General features: G+C 72.5%; 19 protein-coding genes. 11 read left to right on the top strand and 8 right to left on the bottom strand.

Annotation, left to right across the window (positions count from 1 at the left end; genetic code table 11):
- Positions 1-82 precede the first annotated feature (82 nt).
- Both ABZ272_RS05390 and ABZ272_RS05385 read left to right on the top strand, forming a co-directional pair.
- Entirely contained in the window at positions 83-880 is a 798-nt protein-coding gene (locus ABZ272_RS05390) for an alpha/beta fold hydrolase (protein ID WP_355048639.1), read from the top strand.
- A gap of 79 nt (positions 881-959) precedes the next feature.
- On the top strand, positions 960-2147 hold the full coding sequence (locus ABZ272_RS05385; RefSeq protein ID WP_355048638.1) for an ABC transporter substrate-binding protein: 1188 nt from the start codon (positions 960-962) through the stop codon (positions 2145-2147).
- A gap of 76 nt (positions 2148-2223) precedes the next feature.
- On the opposite strand, the gene ddaH is transcribed toward ABZ272_RS05385, so the two are convergent.
- On the bottom strand, positions 2224-3057 hold the full coding sequence (gene ddaH / locus ABZ272_RS05380) for a dimethylargininase (protein WP_355048637.1): 834 nt from the start codon (positions 3055-3057) through the stop codon (positions 2224-2226).
- A gap of 59 nt (positions 3058-3116) precedes the next feature.
- Here ddaH and ABZ272_RS05375 point away from each other — a divergent pair, with 59 nt between their 5' ends.
- On the top strand, positions 3117-3578 hold the full coding sequence (locus ABZ272_RS05375; protein WP_354814963.1) for an Lrp/AsnC family transcriptional regulator: 462 nt from the start codon (positions 3117-3119) through the stop codon (positions 3576-3578).
- Positions 3579-3767: 189 nt separating this feature from the next.
- Positions 3768-4724: a zinc-binding dehydrogenase gene (locus tag ABZ272_RS05370; protein WP_355048636.1), complete on the top strand. Its 957-nt coding sequence runs from the start codon at positions 3768-3770 to the stop codon at positions 4722-4724.
- Here the strand turns inward: ABZ272_RS05370 and ABZ272_RS05365 are convergent.
- From ABZ272_RS05365 to ABZ272_RS05355, 3 genes are all read right to left on the bottom strand, one after another.
- A complete protein-coding gene (locus tag ABZ272_RS05365; protein ID WP_355048635.1) occupies positions 4721-5815 on the bottom strand; it encodes a hypothetical protein in 1095 nt (364 codons plus the stop codon). The two genes, ABZ272_RS05370 and ABZ272_RS05365, sit on opposite strands and share 4 nt — an antisense overlap.
- A 133-nt stretch (positions 5816-5948) precedes the next feature.
- Positions 5949-6212 carry a DUF6457 domain-containing protein gene (locus tag ABZ272_RS05360; RefSeq protein WP_355048634.1) on the bottom strand — a complete coding sequence of 88 codons (264 nt, stop codon included), beginning with the start codon at positions 6210-6212 and terminating at the stop codon, positions 5949-5951.
- Positions 6209-6898: an NTP transferase domain-containing protein gene (locus ABZ272_RS05355; protein WP_355048791.1), complete on the bottom strand. Its 690-nt coding sequence runs from the start codon at positions 6896-6898 to the stop codon at positions 6209-6211. Before ABZ272_RS05355 ends, ABZ272_RS05360 begins: the two co-directional genes overlap by 4 nt.
- A gap of 6 nt (positions 6899-6904) precedes the next feature.
- Between ABZ272_RS05355 and fdhD the strand changes: the two genes are divergently transcribed.
- A complete protein-coding gene (gene fdhD / locus ABZ272_RS05350) occupies positions 6905-7771 on the top strand; it encodes a formate dehydrogenase accessory sulfurtransferase FdhD (RefSeq protein WP_355048633.1) in 867 nt (288 codons plus the stop codon).
- 17 nt (positions 7772-7788) lie between these two features.
- Here the strand turns inward: fdhD and ABZ272_RS05345 are convergent, their stop codons facing one another.
- Positions 7789-8043: a flavin reductase gene (locus tag ABZ272_RS05345; RefSeq protein ID WP_355048632.1), complete on the bottom strand. Its 255-nt coding sequence runs from the start codon at positions 8041-8043 to the stop codon at positions 7789-7791.
- 232 nt (positions 8044-8275) lie between these two features.
- Between ABZ272_RS05345 and ABZ272_RS05340 the strand changes: the two genes are divergently transcribed.
- Complete coding sequence (locus tag ABZ272_RS05340; RefSeq protein ID WP_355048631.1) at positions 8276-8596, top strand: GNAT family N-acetyltransferase; 321 nt, start codon at positions 8276-8278, stop codon at positions 8594-8596.
- A gap of 45 nt (positions 8597-8641) precedes the next feature.
- Here ABZ272_RS05340 and ABZ272_RS05335 read toward each other — a convergent pair whose 3' ends face one another.
- The 3 genes from ABZ272_RS05335 to ABZ272_RS05325 form a co-directional block, all read right to left on the bottom strand.
- A complete protein-coding gene (locus ABZ272_RS05335; RefSeq protein ID WP_355048630.1) occupies positions 8642-9040 on the bottom strand; it encodes a hypothetical protein in 399 nt (132 codons plus the stop codon).
- Complete coding sequence (locus tag ABZ272_RS05330; protein ID WP_355048629.1) at positions 9037-9288, bottom strand: hypothetical protein; 252 nt, start codon at positions 9286-9288, stop codon at positions 9037-9039. The genes ABZ272_RS05335 and ABZ272_RS05330 overlap by 4 nt, the downstream gene beginning before the upstream one ends.
- Before the next feature lie 61 nt (positions 9289-9349).
- Positions 9350-10396 (bottom strand): DUF4192 domain-containing protein, encoded by a 1047-nt coding sequence (locus ABZ272_RS05325; RefSeq protein WP_355048628.1) that lies wholly within the window; start codon positions 10394-10396, stop codon positions 9350-9352.
- A 152-nt stretch (positions 10397-10548) separates the two neighbouring features.
- On the opposite strand from ABZ272_RS05325, the gene ABZ272_RS05320 reads away from it, so the two are divergent.
- The 5 genes from ABZ272_RS05320 to ABZ272_RS05300 all read left to right on the top strand — a co-directional run bounded on the left by ABZ272_RS05320 (position 10549) and on the right by ABZ272_RS05300 (position 17254).
- Positions 10549-11463 carry a fructosamine kinase family protein gene (locus ABZ272_RS05320; RefSeq protein ID WP_355048627.1) on the top strand — a complete coding sequence of 305 codons (915 nt, stop codon included), beginning with the start codon at positions 10549-10551 and terminating at the stop codon, positions 11461-11463.
- On the top strand, positions 11460-12473 hold the full coding sequence (gene moaA, locus ABZ272_RS05315) for a GTP 3',8-cyclase MoaA (RefSeq protein WP_355048626.1): 1014 nt from the start codon (positions 11460-11462) through the stop codon (positions 12471-12473). Before ABZ272_RS05320 ends, moaA begins: the two co-directional genes overlap by 4 nt.
- Before the next feature lie 3 nt (positions 12474-12476).
- Positions 12477-12731, top strand: coding sequence for a MoaD/ThiS family protein (locus ABZ272_RS05310; RefSeq protein WP_355048625.1), 255 nt, complete (start codon positions 12477-12479; stop codon positions 12729-12731).
- A 10-nt stretch (positions 12732-12741) separates the two neighbouring features.
- Positions 12742-13992: a metallophosphoesterase gene (locus ABZ272_RS05305; RefSeq protein ID WP_355048624.1), complete on the top strand. Its 1251-nt coding sequence runs from the start codon at positions 12742-12744 to the stop codon at positions 13990-13992.
- Positions 13993-14053: 61 nt separating this feature from the next.
- A complete protein-coding gene (locus ABZ272_RS05300) occupies positions 14054-17254 on the top strand; it encodes a UvrD-helicase domain-containing protein (RefSeq protein ID WP_355048623.1) in 3201 nt (1066 codons plus the stop codon).
- The last annotated feature ends 145 nt before the right edge of the window (positions 17255-17399 follow it).

The raw sequence follows: 17399 nt of genomic DNA, 5'->3' as shown, positions 1-17399 counted from the left end.
TACCCAGGAGGTCCGGACCACGCCGCCCGGGACCGACTCCCCTGGGCCGAACCACCCGGGCGGGGCGCGCTACGGTCGCGCCATGTCTGCCGACCCACGCGCGGTGCTGACCCGGCCGGCGCCCGCGCCGGACCGGACGGTGGCGTACGGCGACCACCCCGACCAGATCGCCGACCTTCGCCGCCCAGCCGGTTCCGGGCCGGCCCGGCCGCTGGTCGTCGTGGTGCACGGGGGCTTCTGGCGGGCCGAGTACGACCGGCGGCACACCGGACCGCTGGCCGCCGCGCTCGCGGCCGACGGGTACCCGGTGGCGCAGCTGGAGTACCGGCGTACCGGGCAACCGGGCGGTGGCTGGCCGGGCACGTTGACGGACGCCCTCGCCGGGATCGCGGCGCTGCCGGCGCTGGTCGCGCGGGCGCTGCCCGGTCGGGTGAGCGGTGCCGCGCCGATCCTGATCGGTCATTCCGCCGGTGGCCACCTGGCGTTGTACGCGGCGGCCACCGCGCCGTCGACGGTGGGCGGGGTGCTGGCCCTGGCCCCGGTGGCCGATCTCGCCGAGGCGTACCGGCTGGACCTGGACTCCGGCGCGGTGGCCGCGCTGCTCGGTGGCGGTCCGGGGGAGGTGCCGGACCGGTACGTGGCGGCCGATCCACGGTCATTGGTACCGATGCCAACACGCACGGTAGTGATGCATGGCTCACTTGACGAACAGGTGCCGGTCTCGATGAGCCGGGATTTCGTGGCGGCCGCTCGTACCGTGGGATCCGATATTTCCCTTGTTGAACTGCCCGGATGCGAGCATTTCGGGCTGATCGACCCAGAGTCCACGGCGTGGCCCCAGGTGCGGGATGTGTTGCGGTCCCTGCACGATGATCTATAGCCATTGACGCAGCGTCGCCGACCAGGTAGAACGCCGGAGGGGCGCTGTTCGCCCTGCAACGCTCCTGGAAGGGAACTCGGTGTCGCAGATGAATCGCAGGCGGGCGCTCCAACTGTTGGCCGCGCTCGGTACGACCGGATTCGCCACCGCGTGCGGCTCCGACACCGGCGACCAGCCGACCGTCGCCAAGAACGCGATCAAGATCGGTCTGATCGCGCCGAAGGCCGGCGGGTTCAAGTCCATCGGTGACGACATCACCAACGGCTTCCAACTCTTCCTCGACCTGCACAACCAACAACTGGGTGGGCACCCGGTCGAGCTGCTCACCGCCGACGAGGGCGAGACCGCCAAGACCGGCAAGGCCGCCGTCGACCAGCTCCTCAAGCAGAACGTGCTGGCGCTCACCGGCGTGGTCAACTCGTCGGTGATGGTGGGCATCCGTGACACCATCGAGGACGCCCGAGTCCCGCTCATCGGGTCGAACGCCTCCCCGAGCAGCCTGCAGAGCGTCGTCTACATCTGGCGTACCTCGTACGTGCTGGACGAGGCCGGCCGGGCGCTCGGCCGCTACCTGCGCGACCAGCTCCCGGCGAACGGCCGGATCGCGATCATCATGCCGGAGAACGTGGGCAGCCCCGACGTCGTGCGGGGCTTCAAGCAGGAGTTCGGCCCTACCGACCCGCGCATCGCCGACCCGGTGACCAACACCAGCCCCACCCCGAACCCGGGCAAGACCACCTACGCGGCGGACATCGAGAAGGCGCTGCGCAAGAAGCCGACCGCCGTGTTCTGCTTCTTCGCGGGTGCGGCCGCCGTCGAGTTCATCAAGCAGCTGCGCGACCAGTTCTCCGGGCCCGTGTACGCCCCCGGCTTCCTCACCGAGGGCGCCGTGCTGGACAGCCTGGACCGGGACGCGCTGGGCATCCAGACCGCCCTGAACTACTCGGCCGACCTCAACAACACGTCGAACCGGGTCTTCGCCTCGGCGTACCGCAAGAAGCACCAGAGCACGCCGACGACCTACGCGATGGCGTCGTACGACGCGGCCCAGGTGCTCGACCAGGCCATCCAGCTGACCGGCGGCACGCCCACCCCGCAGCAGGTCAACCTGGCGCTGGGCAAGATCGGCCAGATCGACAGCCCGCGCGGCATCTGGCAGTTCAACCAGCCGCGTACCCCGCAGCAGAAGTGGTACCTGCGGGAGGTCCAGCAGGACGGTCAGGTCATGTCGAACGTGCTGATCAACGAGCTGGCCACGCTGGGCTAGAACGGGCGCCCACCGGACGAAGCAGGGGCCGGCCTCCCCACGGGAGGCCGGCCCCTGCTGTACGGCGCCGTTCGGGTCAGTGCCGTAGTTCGGCGATGCAGCACTTCACGCTGCCGCCGCCCTTCTTAAGCTCGGCCAGCTCCACCGGCACCGGTGTGTAACCGGCGGCCTTGAGCTTGCCCGCCAGTCGGGTGGCCTCGCTGTTGAGCACCACGTTCGCGCCGTCGCTGACCAGGTTGAGCCCGAAGGCCAACGCGTCCTCGTCGTCGGCGATCACCGCGTCCGGGAAGAGCTGCGTGAGGACGCGCTGACTGGCCGCGGAGAACGCGCCGGGGAAGTAGACGACGTTCGCGTCGTCGAGGGCGGCGAGCGCCACGTCCAGGTGGTAGAAGCGCGGGTCGACCAGCCGCAACGACACCACCGGCCGACCCAGCGCCTCCTGCGCCTCGGCGTGCGCCGGGATCTCGGTACGGAAGCCGTGCCCGGCCAGGATGAGTCCGCCGTGCGCCTCCGGCACGTACGCGAAGTCGCCCTCGCCCTCGTTGGTCTCGCTCGGCGCGATGAACCGCCAGCCCTGCTGCTCGTAGAACGCGTGGTGCGCGGCGGCCTCGGCGCTCCGTTGCTCGTGCTTGAACCGCGCGCCGTAGACGCTGCCGTCGACCACGAAGGCGCCGTTGGCGGCGAACACCATGTCGGGCAGTCCCGGCTCCGGCGTGAGCAGGTGCACCTCGTGGCCGAGACCGACGAGCGTCTCGCGCAGTCGGTCCCACTGCTTGACGGCCAGGTCCCGGTCGACCGGGGTGGTCACGTCCATCCACGGATTGATCGCGTACTCGACCGCGAAATGCTCGGGCGAGCACATGAGATATGTCCGCTTTCGCGGGACTCGCTGCTGGTTCACGGTCACCAAGAGTAGGTATCGTTGAACTTTGGTAACAGCCACAACCATTGCTTCCCAGAGGCGGAACGTTGCAGATAGACGCCGTTGACCAGCGGATCATTGCGTTGCTTGTCGCCGACGCCCGCGCGTCGTACGCCGACATCGGCACCCGCGTGTCACTCTCCGCCCCGGCGGTCAAGCGCCGGGTCGACCGACTGCGCGCCACCGGCGTCATCCGGGGATTCACGGCCGTCGTCGACCCGGCCGCCGTCGGCTGGACCACCGAGGCGTTCGTCGAGCTGTTCTGCGCCGGCCGGACCACCCCGGCGCAGATCGGCGTGGCCGCCCGCCGGCACCCCGAGGTGGTCGGCGCGTACACCGTCTCCGGCGAGGCGGACGCGCTGGTGCACCTACGCGCCGCCGACATCGCCCACCTCGAGGCGGCCCTCGAACGGCTGCGCGCCGAGTCGTTCGTGACGTCCACCCGCAGCACCATCGTGCTGTCCCGGCTGGTCGAATCCCCCGGCGTCGGGCCGTCCACCGGCGCCTGACCGTCGACCGCGCGGCTCGACCCGCGATTCGCGGCTTGACCGTCCGCGCTTGACCTCAAGTCTGCTTCAGGTGTTGGACTCATGGCGGCCTGGCAGTCAGTCCTTTGCTCTGCTTCCCTCCAGGCGACAGTGCGGTGCGGAAAGTGTTGCGTCGGTGGAAGCAGTGCAAAGGACAACCAGGAGGACTGCATGCGGGCGATCTGGCTACGTGAATTCGGCGGTCCCGACGTGCTGACGCCCGGCCCGGCGCCAGACCCGACGCCCGGCCCCGGCCAGGTGTTGATCGACGTCGCGCACGCGAACGTCACCTTCGTCGAGACGCAGCAGCGCTCGGGGCGTCCCGGGCCGAACCGGTACACCCCGCCGCTCATCCCCGGCAACGGCGTCGGCGGCGTCATCACCGCCGTCGGGTCGGACGTCGACCCGGCCCGCGTCGGGCAACGGGTGGTCACCGCCACCGGCGGCGCCGGCGGATACGCCGAACAGGTCGCGGTGGACGCGTCCGCGCCCATCGACGTGCCGGCCGGGCTGGCGCTGGACGCGGCCGTGGCGCTGCTCGCCGACGGGCGTACCGCCACCATGCTCGTCGAGGCGGTCGGCGTCCGCGCCGGTGACCGCGTGCTGGTCGAGGCCGCCGCAGGTGGGGTGGGGAGCATGCTCGTTCAGATCGCGACGCGGGCCGGCGCACGCGTGATCGGCGTGGCTGGCGGACCGCGCAAGGTGGCCCTGCTGCCCGGGTTGGGCGCCGACGTGGCGGTCGACTACCTGCGGCCGGACTGGGCCGATCGCGTCCGCGACGCGGTGGGCGGGGTCGACGCGGTGTTCGACGGCGTCGGCGGCTCGGTGGCCAGAGCGGCGTTCGAGCTGCTGACCCCGGGCGGCCGGATGATCAGCTACGGGTTGGCCAGCGGCGAGTGGTCTCCCGTGACACCGGATGCCGCCGCCGAACGCCGGATCACGCTGATCCGGCCGGACGTGACGCCCGCGCGGCTGCGGGCGTACACCATCGGGGTCCTGGCGGACGCGGCGGCCGGGCAGCTCCGGCCGCTGATCGGCCAGCGCTTCCCCCTCGAACGCGCCGCCGACGCGCACGCCGCCATCGAGGCGCGCGCGACGGTCGGCAAGACCCTGTTGGACGTGGCCTAGAGGTACATGCCGGTGCGGTGCTGGGAGTCGTCGCCGCGGACCGGCTTGTCGCCCTCGCCGAAGAAGCGCTTGCCGCCGAACTCACCGTGCAGACGATCGTCCAACTCGTCGGCGAGACCGGTCATCACCTGCACGGCCAGCATGAGGTGGGTCGCCTGGAAGTTACGGCCGAAGACCGGGATGGAAGCCCAGACCGTGTCGTCGGCACAGTAGAGGCGGCCGATCGGCATGCGGTTGGTCAGCTCCGACAGCTTGACGTAGAGCCGTTCGGTCGGCTCGACCTCGGTGAGGATCGGGGAGAGGACGTCCACCAGCGGCGGGTTGTCCCGCACCCGCACGAAGACCATCGCCGAGCCGGCCCGGATGGTGATGTCGCCGTCCGAGTCGACCTGCAACCGCTCGGCGTCGGACTTCAACATCGTGGACACGACGGTACGGACGCGCTCCGGCAGGTCCAACACGTCGTCCCGGTCGGCGGACGCCTCGGCCAACGCCTCCTGAAGGTCCCCCTCCACGTCGGCGTCCGGGCCGAACTCGCTGCGCGCGGTACCCAACGGCTCGACAGCCAGCGGCTCGCCCTCGGCGTCGTGCACCAGGTAGACGAGGAAGGCCGGGTGGGGTGCGCCGTACACGTCGCGCAGCGTCCGGGACAGCAGCGGGGCGATCCGGTTGGCCTCCGCCACCGTGCCGTCCAGCCCGAACGCGCCGCCGGAGCCGGCCACCACGCCGGGCGGGGACCAGCCGAGCGCCACCATGTCCGCCACCGCGGCACGGTCCAGCCGGTAGCCCTGCGGCAGCGCCGCGTTACCGACCGCCCGAGCGGAGAGACCGCCGTCGTCGGTCGCGTCGACGCTGATCGAGTAGACGGCGTCACCCGTACCGGAGGCGGTGGGATCGAGGGTCAGTTCGAGGTGCGCGCCGGCCGGTAGCTCCCGTAGCCGCAGGGCGAGCATCCGGGCGAACTCCCGCCACGCCTCCGTCACCTTGGCCCGTAGATCGGTGGTGCTGGGGTCGTCGAGCAGGATCGACTCCGCCGGCTCGGGTGTACCGCCGGGCTCCCCGTCCGACGCCGAGGGGTGGTCAGCCGTCATGATCGCCTCCGTCCGTTCCGATCACCCTACCCACGCCCCGTGGACGTCGAATCAGCCCGGACCGGGATCGGACACCCGCCGTCCTCCGCCGTGGAGCCGGCCTGGTCGCGGGGGCGCGGCGCGGAGCGGCGGGTCAGGAGGTGGGGTCGGCGGGTTCGGTGTCGAGCGCGACCGGCCAGTCGGCCGCGAGGGCGCTGAGCCGGGCCGCCGCGTCCGCCGGGTCCGCGCCGCGACCGACGGCCAACCCGAGGAGGTACGCGCTGACCGGCGCCCCGGGTCGCACCACCTGGTGGGCGACGTCGCGGGCCAGGTCCAGCACCGCCGACACGGGCACCTCGGTCGCGTCCAGGCCCACCTCGGCGCAGGCCGCCGTGACCCAGTCGTCCAAGACCGTCATCGCACCCACTCCTCCGCCCGGCGTACGTCCTCGTCAGTGTCGCAGTCGAACCACGGCGGTGGACCCTCGCCGCTCCACGGCACCTCGCGGATCGCCAGACCGGCCAACAGCGCCCGCACCGGAGCACCGTCCAGGCTCCCGCCGCGCTCGGCGGCCAGCCGGGCCAGCCCGGCCCGCAGCGCGCCGACCCGCCACACCCCGCAGAGTGACTGCCGCCGGCCGTCCGCGTCGACGAAGCACACCCCGTCGAGGTCGCTGCCGGCCTGCGGAACGGCGAGGTTGCCGGCTGCTGGGCCGGCACCGGCGGTGAGGTGGGTCAGCAGGTCGTCGATCGCGGCGCGGGTGAGCAGCGGCAGGTCGGCGGCGAGCAGCGCGACGAGTGTCGTGTCGGGGTCGAGCAGCGCCAGCCCGGCCGCCGTCGCGGCGACCGGCCCACCTCCGGCGGGCTCCTCCCGGGTCACCCGCACGCCGTTCGGGAGGTTGTCGGCGGGACCGACAAGCACTCGCGGCGTGGCATCAGCCACGGCCGCCAGCACCCGGTCGCGCATCGAGCGGCCACCGACCGGCAGCGCGGGCTTGTCCGCCCCGCCCATCCGTCGGGCGGCCCCACCCGCGAGCACCACTGCCGCGTACGTCCCCACCCGGCCACGGTAGCCGTGCGGGCGTGCCGGGGTGGGGTGCAGGATGGCGGGATGGGACGGGCGACTGACCGACGGGGCGTACTACGGATCGACCTGGACGCGGCGGCCGACGGCCGCGCGGCCGTCCGACGGCCGGACACGCTCGCCGTGGAGGAGCCGTTGGAGATCCGGGTCGGCGCGGCGGGTCCGGGCCGACGCAAGCCGCTCGCCGTCACCATGCGGACGCCCGGCGACGACCTCGATCTGGCGATCGGTTTCCTGCTGACCGAGGGGCTGATCCGCTCGGCCGACGACGTGCTGACCGCCCAGCTCTGCGCCGGCGCGGAGACGCCGAACACGTACAACGTGGTGGACGTGGTGCTCGCTCCCGGGGTGCCGGAGCCGACCACCGACCCGTCCCGGAACTTCTACACGACCAGTTCCTGCGGGGTCTGTGGCAAGGCCAGCATCGACGCGATCCGGACGCGGTCACTGTTCGACGTCACGGCGGACCCGCTCGCCGTGCCGGCCACCCTCCTCGCCGAGCTGCCCGACCGGCTGCGGGCCGCCCAGCGCGCCTTCGACCGCACCGGCGGGCTGCACGCGGCGGGGCTGTTCACCCCGACCGGTGAGCTGGTGGTGCTCCGGGAGGACGTGGGCCGGCACAACGCCGTGGACAAGGTGATCGGCTGGGCGGTGCGGGAACGTCGGCTGCCGTTGACCGGGCACCTGCTGCTGGTGTCCGGCCGGGCCAGCTTCGAGCTGACCCAGAAGGCGTGGATGGCGGGGCTGCCGCTGCTGGCCGCGGTGTCCGCGCCGAGCACCCTCGCCGTCGAGTTGGCCGAGGAGGCCGGGATGACGCTGGTTGGCTTCCTGCGCGGCCAAACCATGAACGTGTACGCCGGCCCGCAGCGGATCATGGTCGAGCAGCCGGGCTGACGCGAGCGGCCGGTCGGCTACCGATCAGTCGGACCCGGCACCCAGCCGGTGAAGCGTTCGGTCAGGCCGTCCGGTGTCCTGCCGCCGTGCAGCTCGGTCAGGTGTTCGGTCGCTTCGGCCTGCAGCGTCCTCAGGTGCGCGACCAACTCGTCGGGTCGACCGCGGTACTGACCGAGCAGGCGCAGTTTCGCGGTCGAGCAGGGCCAGGCGATCCCGCAGGTGCGGCAGCGCCAGGTCGGCATGAGCAGGGGGTGTTCCGCGTGTTCGGTCATCGGCCAGCCCGCATGTCGTGTCGGGCCGGCTGAGCGTCGGAGCCGGACCGGCCGGACTGGCCGGACTGGCCGGAGGTCAACAGGTCGACTCCTTCGCGCAGTACGAACAGCTCCCGCCTGGCCCGTGCGCTGCCGTCCGGTCCCAGCTCGTACGCCTCGATCCAGGTCCAGCCGTGGTAGGTGTGCCGGTCGGCCAGTTCGCGGATGACCCGGACCGTGATGGCGTGAGGAGATGGTGGGCAGCATCGCCTATCACGAGCGTGACTGGCAGGGTGAGCAGATCTACGAGACCGGCTGGAACGTCCTACCGCCCTATCAGGGCCGTGGCATTGCGCTCACAGCCGGCACGGCTCTGATCACCATCGTCCGCGCGGTTGCCCGCCACCCCGACGCACCTCGCAGCGTTCACGCGTTCCCCTCGGTCGAGAACGCCTCCTCCAATGCGCTCTGCCAACGCCTTGGCTTCACTCTTCTCGGCCCCTGCGACTTCGAGTACCCACCAGGTAGCGGCTCCCTGATGCGCAGCAACGATTGGCGCATCGGCCTCGGCTGATCGCTGGACGAGATCTTGGACGGACGGCGGCCACCCGGTTGCCCCTCAGGCCAGATTGAGGATGCTCCAGTTGGCGGGCAGCGCCTTCGCGGCCATGTCGGGCCGCGCGGTCGCGTAGTGCGCCTCGTGGGTGAGGGCGACACTGGCTGCCTGCCCGAGCGAGACGTCTCCACTCACGGCGCGGGCCAGCGTGCCGGTGTCGCGTACGCCGTCGGCGTCGAGCGGCAGCACACGGATCATCGGAGCACTGACCAGCAGGGCGAGCAGCGCCGCGCCAACCTCATCACCCGCATCCGCGATGGCGACCGCCAAGCAGGCGGCCGGGACCGCCACCTGCCGACCCTCATCGGCGATCTCCAGCATCAACTCCCCCACCGAGAGGTTGCCCTCGATGTAGGCCGTCAGCGCCGACGCGTCGAACACCGCCGCGATCCGATCGCTCATTCGGCACGACCCAGCATGCGGCGCCCCTCGGCGAGGGCGTCCGCCGGGATGGGTATCGCGAGACGCTCCCGCCACCGCGCCCGACCCGCCTCGGTCACCTCGATGCCGGCTCGCCGCAACACCTCGTGGAGGTGGACGACGGCCATCTGGGCGCGTACCGCCTCGGTGATCGCGGCCGAGACGTTGGGCTGCTGGTCTAGCCACTCCGCGACGTCGTCGGGAAGGCTGACGGAGCGCTTCACAGTCATGGTCGTCAGCCTAGCAACCCTGGTAGCACCAGCGGTGCTACTAGGCCCTGGGCCGGACTGGTCAGCGGCGGCCACGTCGGCTCCGCTTGCGGGGGCGGACCACGCCGGGCATCCCGACCGAGGGCCAGCCGTCCAGTTCGGAGGGGGGTACGCCCCGCCGGAGCAGGTCGTCCAGGAGCAGGGCCAGCGAGTATTCGGGGTGCAGGCTCAGCGTGCGTTCCAGCGCTACCGCCGCCAGGGCCCCCTGACCCGCCCGCCACGCCGCGAACGCCAGGAGCGCTCCGGGCGCGGCGGTCAACTCCGGCTCGGCCCGGCGCAGCACGTCCGTCCAGAGGTCGATGTCCCGGTCGCGGCCGTCGGTGCGTTCCCAGGCGTGGTCGCGGACGGGCAGGTGCCCGAGGAGCAGGCTGAGCCAGGCCACCTCGTCGTCGTCGAGCCGCTCACCGCGCCGGTGTCGTCGTTGCGCGTCGCGGACCGCCGTCACCCCGGCGGAGCGTACGGCCCGCCCGCCCAGCAGGTCGCTGGCGGGCGCCCGCTCGATCAGCTCGACCAGCCGTCGCTCGGCACGGACGGTGGCCGCCTGCAGCGCCTCGCGGGCCGGGCCGACCACCGGCGACACCTGCGCCACGAGGGCGGCCCGATCGGGGAGGGCGACCTGACCGGCGAACACGGCCGACGCGGTCACCGCATTAGCCTGCGGGTCGTAGCGCCGACCCTCGGGCGGGCAGCAGTCCACCTCGGTGCACAGGTAGGACCACCACCGGCCGTCGGTGACCCGCAGCGCGTCGAGCACCTCCAGGCCGGCAGCCGTCAGGGCCGCGCGAACCGCGTCCACGCTCGGGGTCACCTTCTCGGGCGGCCCGTAGCCCACCACGGTGGCAGCGTCCGCGCCCTGGCGGTGGATCACCCCGGCCAGGTGCCGCGCACGGTCGACCGGATCCGTCGCGGGCTCGGGCAGATCGGCGCGAGCGGCGAAGATGATCTGTCGACCGCGCAGCGCCACCGCGACCACGCTGTCGGCCGGGTGGAAGCCGAGCAGGTACGGCACGGCGGCGATCAGATCTGCGGGCGAGCGGACGGAGAGCTTCGGACGTTCGGTCGAGGTCATGCAGGAAGGCTGCGTCCGAGCCGCGGAGCCTTCCAGACCCTGTGGATGACACGCGACTTATCCACAACTACGGAGCGTATTCCCACAGGTAGAAGCCATTCGATGTGCTCACACGACACCCCGGTGTCATGGGCAGCCGCTACCGTGCGCTGATGGACCTGGCGTACCTGCGCGCGCATCCGGCACACCTGCCGACGTTCCGGACCCACCAACGGCTCCGGGAGACGCCGGTCGCCGGAGGCGACATCTGTGCCGCCGCTCGGCTGACGCTCGACGACGGTCACTCGGTCCTCGCGAAGTCCTGGCCCGAGGGGTCCGACCGGCCGGCGCCCGAGGGCTTCTTCGCCGCCGAGGCCGCCGGGCTGCGCTGGCTGCGGGAGGCCGACGCGATCGGCGTACCCGAGGTGATCGTGGCGTTGCCCGACCTGCTGGCGCTCGACTGGGTGGAGCCCGGCGAGCCGACGCCGCAGGCCGCCGATCGCTTCGGTCGGGAGTTGGCCGCCCTGCACCGGGCCGGCGCGCCTGCCTTCGGCGCACCCTGGGACGGCTTCATCGGTGCGCTTGGTCAGGACAACACCCCCGACGACGGTCCCTGGTCGACGTGGTTCGCGCGGCGGCGACTCGCCCCCTACCTGCGCCTGTCGGTCGACAGCGGTGCGCTGACCAGCAGCGATGCCGCGCTCGTCGAGCGGGTGATCGGGCACGTCGCCGAGTTCGGCGGGGACGAGCCGCCGGCCCGCGTCCACGGCGACCTGTGGCCGGGCAACGTGCTCTGGGGCATCGACGAGCGGGCGTGGCTCATCGACCCGGCGGCGCACGGCGGGCACCGCGAGACCGACCTCGCCCAACTGGCGCTCTTCGGCGGTGTCGCGCACCTGAACCGGGTGCTGGCCGCCTACCGGGAGAGCTGGCCGCTGGCCGACGGTTGGCGCGAGCGGGTGCCACTGCACCAGCTGCATCTGCTGCTCGTGCACACCGCGCTCTTCGGTGCCGGCTACCGCGATGCGGTTGTCCAGGTCGCCCGAGCCGCCCTGGGCGGCGTCGAGCGCGCTACGGTCGACCGGTGAGTGTCGACCGACGTACCGACGGCGTCCTCGTCGACCGGTACGGCCGCGTCGCGCGGGACCTGCGCGTCTCCCTCACCGACAAGTGCAACCTGCGGTGCACGTACTGCATGCCGGCCGAGGGACTGCCCTGGTTGGCCGGCCCGGAGCTGCTCACCGACGAGGAGATCGTCCGGCTGGTCCGGGTGGCCGTCGAGCAGCTCGGTGTGACCGAGGTGCGGTTCACCGGCGGGGAGCCGTTGATCCGTCCCGGACTGCTCGGCATCGTGGGTGCGGTCGCCGGGCTCGATCCGCGCCCCCGGATCTCGCTCACCACGAACGGCATCGGCCTGGACCGGCTGGCGCCCGCGCTGCGGACGGCCGGCCTGGACCGGGTCAACGTCTCGCTGGACACCCTGGACGCGGCCCGGTTCGCCCAGCTCACCCGCCGTCCCCGCCTGGACGCGGTGCTGGCCGGGCTCGCCGGGGCGGCGGCCGCGGGTCTCGACCCCGTAAAGATCAACTCAGTCCTGATGCGCGGGGTCAACGAGGACGAGGCGCCGGCTCTGCTCCGCTTCGCGCTCGACCACGGCTACCACTTGCGGATCATCGAGCAGATGCCGCTGGACGCGCAGCACGGCTGGGACCGGAGCACGATGGTCACCGCCGAGGAGATCCTGGCGTCCCTGCGTACCCGGTTCGACCTGAGCCCCGACCCGGCCGAGCGCGGCGCGGCGCCCGCCGAGACCTGGCTGGTCGACGGCGGCCCGGCCCGGGTCGGCGTGATCGCCAGTGTCACCCGGCCCTTCTGCGGCGACTGCGACCGCACCCGGCTGACCGCCGACGGCCAGGTGCGGGCGTGCCTCTTCGCCACCGAGGAGTCCGACCTACGGGCGGCGCTGCGCGACGGCGCGACCGACGACGAGTTGGCGCGGCGGTGGCGTACCGCGATGTGGGGCAAGCGGGCCGGACACGGCATCGACGACCCCACCTTCCTCCAGCCGACCCGGCCGATGTCCGCGATCGGGGGTTGAGTCGTGGAACCGAGGCCGTTGACCGTCCGCTACTTCGCCGGGGCGCGAGCCGCCGCGGGCCGCTCCGAGGAGGTCACGCCAGCCGGCCGGTCTCTCGACGACCTGACGGCCGAGCTGTCCCAGCGGCACGGCGACCGACTGGCCGCCGTGCTGCGGGTGGCCAGTTTCCTCGTGGACGGCGTCACCTGCCATGATCGTCGGGCACCCCTGCCGGGCGGGGCCACGATCGATGTCCTACCCCCGTTCGCGGGCGGCTGAGGGGGCGCACATGTTGGCGGTTCTGGGTTTCCTGGGCGTACTGGCGCTGGTCACCGGGCTTGTCCACCTCTACCTGTGGAAGCGTCTCGTCCGGGACACGACGACGCCGGGTCGCTGGCGGCGCGTCGGCGGGATCGCCGCCGGAGTGCTGGCGGTGCTCGTGCCGGTCACCCTCGTCGGCACGCAGGCCGGCCTCTACTGGCTCGCCTGGCCGGGCTACCTGTGGCTCGCCGTCATGTTCTACCTGCTGGTCACGCTGGTCGTGCTGGAAGTGCCGATGCTCATCGCACGGCTGGTGCTGCGCCGCCGGGTGACCGTCGCCGAGTCGACCACCGCCGCGCCTGAGCCGGTGCTGGTCGGGGCGGCCGGGCCCGCCGATCCGCCGGCCGCCGGCGCGGTCGCGGCACCGGACCACGACCCGGCCCGTCGCCTGCTGCTGGCGCGCGGCGCGGCCATCTTCGCCGGTCTCACCGCCACCGGCATCACGGGGTACGGCGTCCGCACGGCGCTCGGCCCGCCCCACCTCGACCGGGTGCGGATCCCCCTGGCGAAGCTCCCACGCAGCATGGACGGCCTGCGTATCGCCACCGTCTCCGACATCCACCTCGGCCCCCTGCGCGGCCGGGCGCACACCGAACGGATCGTCGCCGCGATCAACCGCCTCGACGCGGACCTGGTCGCGGTCGTCGGCGACCTGGTCGACGGTTCGGTCGCCGAGCTGGGCCCGGCCGCCGCGCCGCTGCGTGACCTGCGCTCCCGGTACGGCAGCTTCTTCGTCACCGGCAACCACGAGTACTACTCCGGGGTCGAGGAGTGGGTGCAGGAGGTGGACCGCCTCGGCCTGCGGGTCCTGCAGAACCGCCGGCAGGAGATCCAGGCCCGGGGCGGTGTGCTCGACCTGGCCGGCGTCAACGACCTGAACGCGGACCCCAAGGGCACCGGCCTGGCCGCCGGCCCGGACTTCGAGGCCGCCCTCGGCGACCGCGACCCGAGCCGCCCGGTCGTCCTGCTCGCACACCAGCCGCTCGCCGCCAAGCAGGCTGCTCGCTACGGCGTCGACCTGCAACTCTCCGGACACACGCACGGTGGTCAGGTGATGCCGTTCAACCTGGCGGTCCGTCTCCAGCAGCCGGTGGTGAGCGGGCTCGGCGAGGTCGACGGCACGAAGGTCTACGTGACCAACGGCGCCGGTTTCTGGGGTCCGCCGGTGCGGGTGGGCGCCGAGCCGCAGATCAGCCTCGTGGAGTTGCGCTCGGCATAGCAGAGGTCACGTCCGCGCGTGGCGGAGAGCGGGCCGCGTGGCGGGCGTGACAGGATGCGGCGTGCCCCCGTTCAGTGACGTACCCCCCGGTGGCCTTGCGCCCTTCGTCGCGGACCTGCACATCCACTCGAAGTACTCGCGCGCGTGCAGCCGGGACCTGAGCCTGCCGACCCTCGGATGGTGGGCGCGGCGCAAGGGCATCGCCCTGCTCGGCACCGGCGACTTCACCCACCCCGCCTGGTACGACCACCTGGTGGAGTCGCTGCGGCCGGCCGAGCCGGGGCTCTACCGGCTCGGCCCGGAGGCGGAGCGCGACATCGCCCGCCGGCTGCCGCCGCGACTGGCCGGTACGACCGACGCGGACGCGGTCCGTTTCATGCTGAGCGTGGAGATCTCCACCATCTACAAGCGGGACGACCGGACGCGCAAGGTGCATCACCTGGTCTACCTGCCCGATCTGGAGGCGGTGGCCCGGTTCAACACCGCTCTCGGGCGGATCGGCAACCTCGGGTCCGACGGTCGACCGATCCTCGGCCTGGACTCGCGGGACCTGTTGGAGATCACCCTCGAAGCCAGCTCGGACGGCTATCTCGTGCCGGCGCACATCTGGACGCCGTGGTTCTCCGCGCTGGGCTCGAAGTCCGGCTTCGACGCGATCGCCGACTGCTACGCCGATCTGGCCGAGCACATCTTCGCCGTGGAGACGGGTCTCTCGTCCGATCCGGCGATGAACTGGCGGGTCGGCAGTCTGGACGGGTACCAGCTCGTCTCCAACTCGGACGCGCACTCGCCGCCGGCCCTCGGCCGGGAGGCGACCGTGCTGACCGCCGAGCGGGACTACTTCGCCGTCCGGGAGGCACTGCGCACCGGGGTCGGCCTGGCCGGCACCGTCGAGTTCTTCCCCGAGGAGGGCAAGTACCACGCGGACGGGCACCGGCTCTGCGGCGTCAACTGGCCGCCGGAGCGGACCCGGGAGGCCGGGGGACGCTGTCCCGAGTGCGGCAAGCCGCTCACCGTGGGCGTCCTGAGCCGCGTGGAGGAGCTGGCCGACCGTCCGGAGGGGCACCGGCCGGCACACGCCCGGGACGTCACCCATCTGGTGCCGCTCGCCGAGATCCTCGGCGAGATCAACAAGGTGGGCGCCCGGTCGAAGAAGGTCGAGGGGCGGCTCAACGAGCTGCTCGCCGCGCTCGGCCCCGAGTTGGAAATTCTGACCACGACGCCGCTGTCCGACATCGCGCAGGCCGGCGGTGAGCTGCTCGCCGAGGGCATCGGGCGGCTGCGGCGGGGCGACGTACGCCGAGTGCCGGGTTACGACGGCGAGTACGGAGTGATCACGCTGTTCGATCCGGCGGAGCTGGGCAGGGGCGCGGGCACGGCGCAGGAGACGCTGTTCGACGTACCCGTGTCGGTGCCGTCGCAGCGACGTCCGGCGGAGCCGGCGGCTCGGGCGACGCCCAAGCGCCCGGCGGCGGCCAAGGCCGAGTCGAAGCGCAAGCCGACCCCGCCTCCCGCGCCACCGATCGCGCCGCCGCCGTCACCGCACGAACCGTTCGAGCCGATGCTCTCCGGTATGGAGGAGGTCGGCACCGGCCTGCTGGACCGCTTGGACGCGATGCAGCGGGTGGCGGCGTCCGCGCCCGGCGGACCGCTGCTCATCGTGGCCGGACCGGGCACCGGCAAGACCCGGACGCTGACCCACCGGATCGCGTACCTCTGTGCGGAGCTGAACGTCTTCCCCGAGCACTGCCTGGCGATCACGTTCACCCGCCGTGCGGCCGAGGAACTGCGGCACCGCCTCGACGGGCTGCTCGGCCCGGTCGCCGAGGACGTCACCGTGGGCACCTTCCACGCGCTGGGGTTGACCATCCTGCGGGAGAACGCCGACGCGGCGGGTCTGCCGGCCGGCTTCCGGATCGCCGACGACGCCGAGCGTGCGGCGGCCCGGTCGGAGGCGGGTGACGACACCGCCGGCTACACGGCGCGGCTGCGCAAGCAGGACCTCGTCGACCTGGACGAGCTGGTGACGCTGCCGGTGGAGCTGCTGCGCGCGGACCGGAAGCTGGTCGAGCGGTACCGGGACCGCTGGCGGTGGATCTTCGTTGACGAGTACCAGGACGTCGACGCGGTGCAGTACGAGCTGCTGCGGCTGCTCAGCCCCACCGACGGCAACCTGTGTGCGATCGGTGACCCGGACCAGGCGATCTACTCCTTCCGGGGTGCCGACGTCGGCTACTTCCTGCGCTTCTCGCAGGACTTCACGGACGCCCGGCTGGTCCGGCTCAACCGGAACTACCGCTCGTCGGCACCGATCCTGGCCGCCGCCGTGCAGGCCATCGCGCCGTCCTCGCTGGTCCAGGGCCGGCGACTGGATCCGGCCCGGCTCGACCCGGAGGCCCCGCTGGTCGGCCGATACCCGGCGCCGTCCGTCGTTGACGAGGCCGACTTCGTGGTCCGGACCGTCGACGAACTGGTCGGCGGACTGTCGCACCGATCGCTGGACTCGGGCCGGATCGACGGCCGGTCCACCACGCTGTCGTTCTCCGACATCGCCGTGCTGTACCGCACCGACGCACAGGCCGCCCCGATCGTGGACGCCCTGACCAGGGCCAACATCCCCGTACAGAAGCGCTCGCACGACCGGCTCCGGGACCGGCCCGGGGTGGCGGCGATCGCCCGGGAGCTGCGGCACGCCGACGGGTTGGCCGGGTCGCTGGCGGCCCGGGTGCGGCTGGCCGGCCAGACGGTCGCTGAGCGGTTCGCGGTGCCCACCCTGGACGGCTCGGGTAGCGGGGCCCGCCCCGAGGACGTGCGATCGGCGGTGGACCTGTTGACCCCGCTGGCCCACCGCTGCGGCGACGACCTAGAGGCCTTCCTGTCGCAGCTGGCCACCGGTGCCGAGGTGGACGCGCTCGACCCGCGCGCGGAGGCGGTTACCCTGCTGACCCTGCACGCCGCGAAGGGCCTCGAGTTCCCGGTGGTCTTCCTGGTCGGCGCCGAGGACGGGCTGCTGCCGCTGCGTTGGCCCGGATCGATGCCCGACGAGGACGCGGTCGCCGAGGAGCGCCGACTCTTCTTCGTCGGCCTGACCCGGGCCCAGGACCGGCTGTACGTCAGCCACGCCGCCCGCCGTACCCGGCACGGCGCGGAACGTGACTGCGCACCCTCGCCGTTCCTCGCCTCGATCGACCCGGGCCTGTTCGAACGGTTCGGCGAGACCGAACCCCGCCGCCCCAAGGACCGCCAACTCCGCCTGATCTGACGTTCCGGGGAGCGTCGCGGCCTGCGGGGCCATGGGCACTTTGAGTCTGATGCCCGTGAGTCATCAAGATGACTCACGGGCATCACCGTCATCGGGGCGAAGCCGAAGAGCAGCGCAGGCTCGAGCCCGAACTCACCCACGCCGG

Origin of the sequence: Micromonospora sp. NPDC005979 (genome assembly GCF_040614415.1) — a bacterium.
GTDB lineage: Bacteria > Actinomycetota > Actinomycetes > Mycobacteriales > Micromonosporaceae > Micromonospora.
This window is presented reverse-complemented; position numbering and strand designations above follow the sequence as displayed.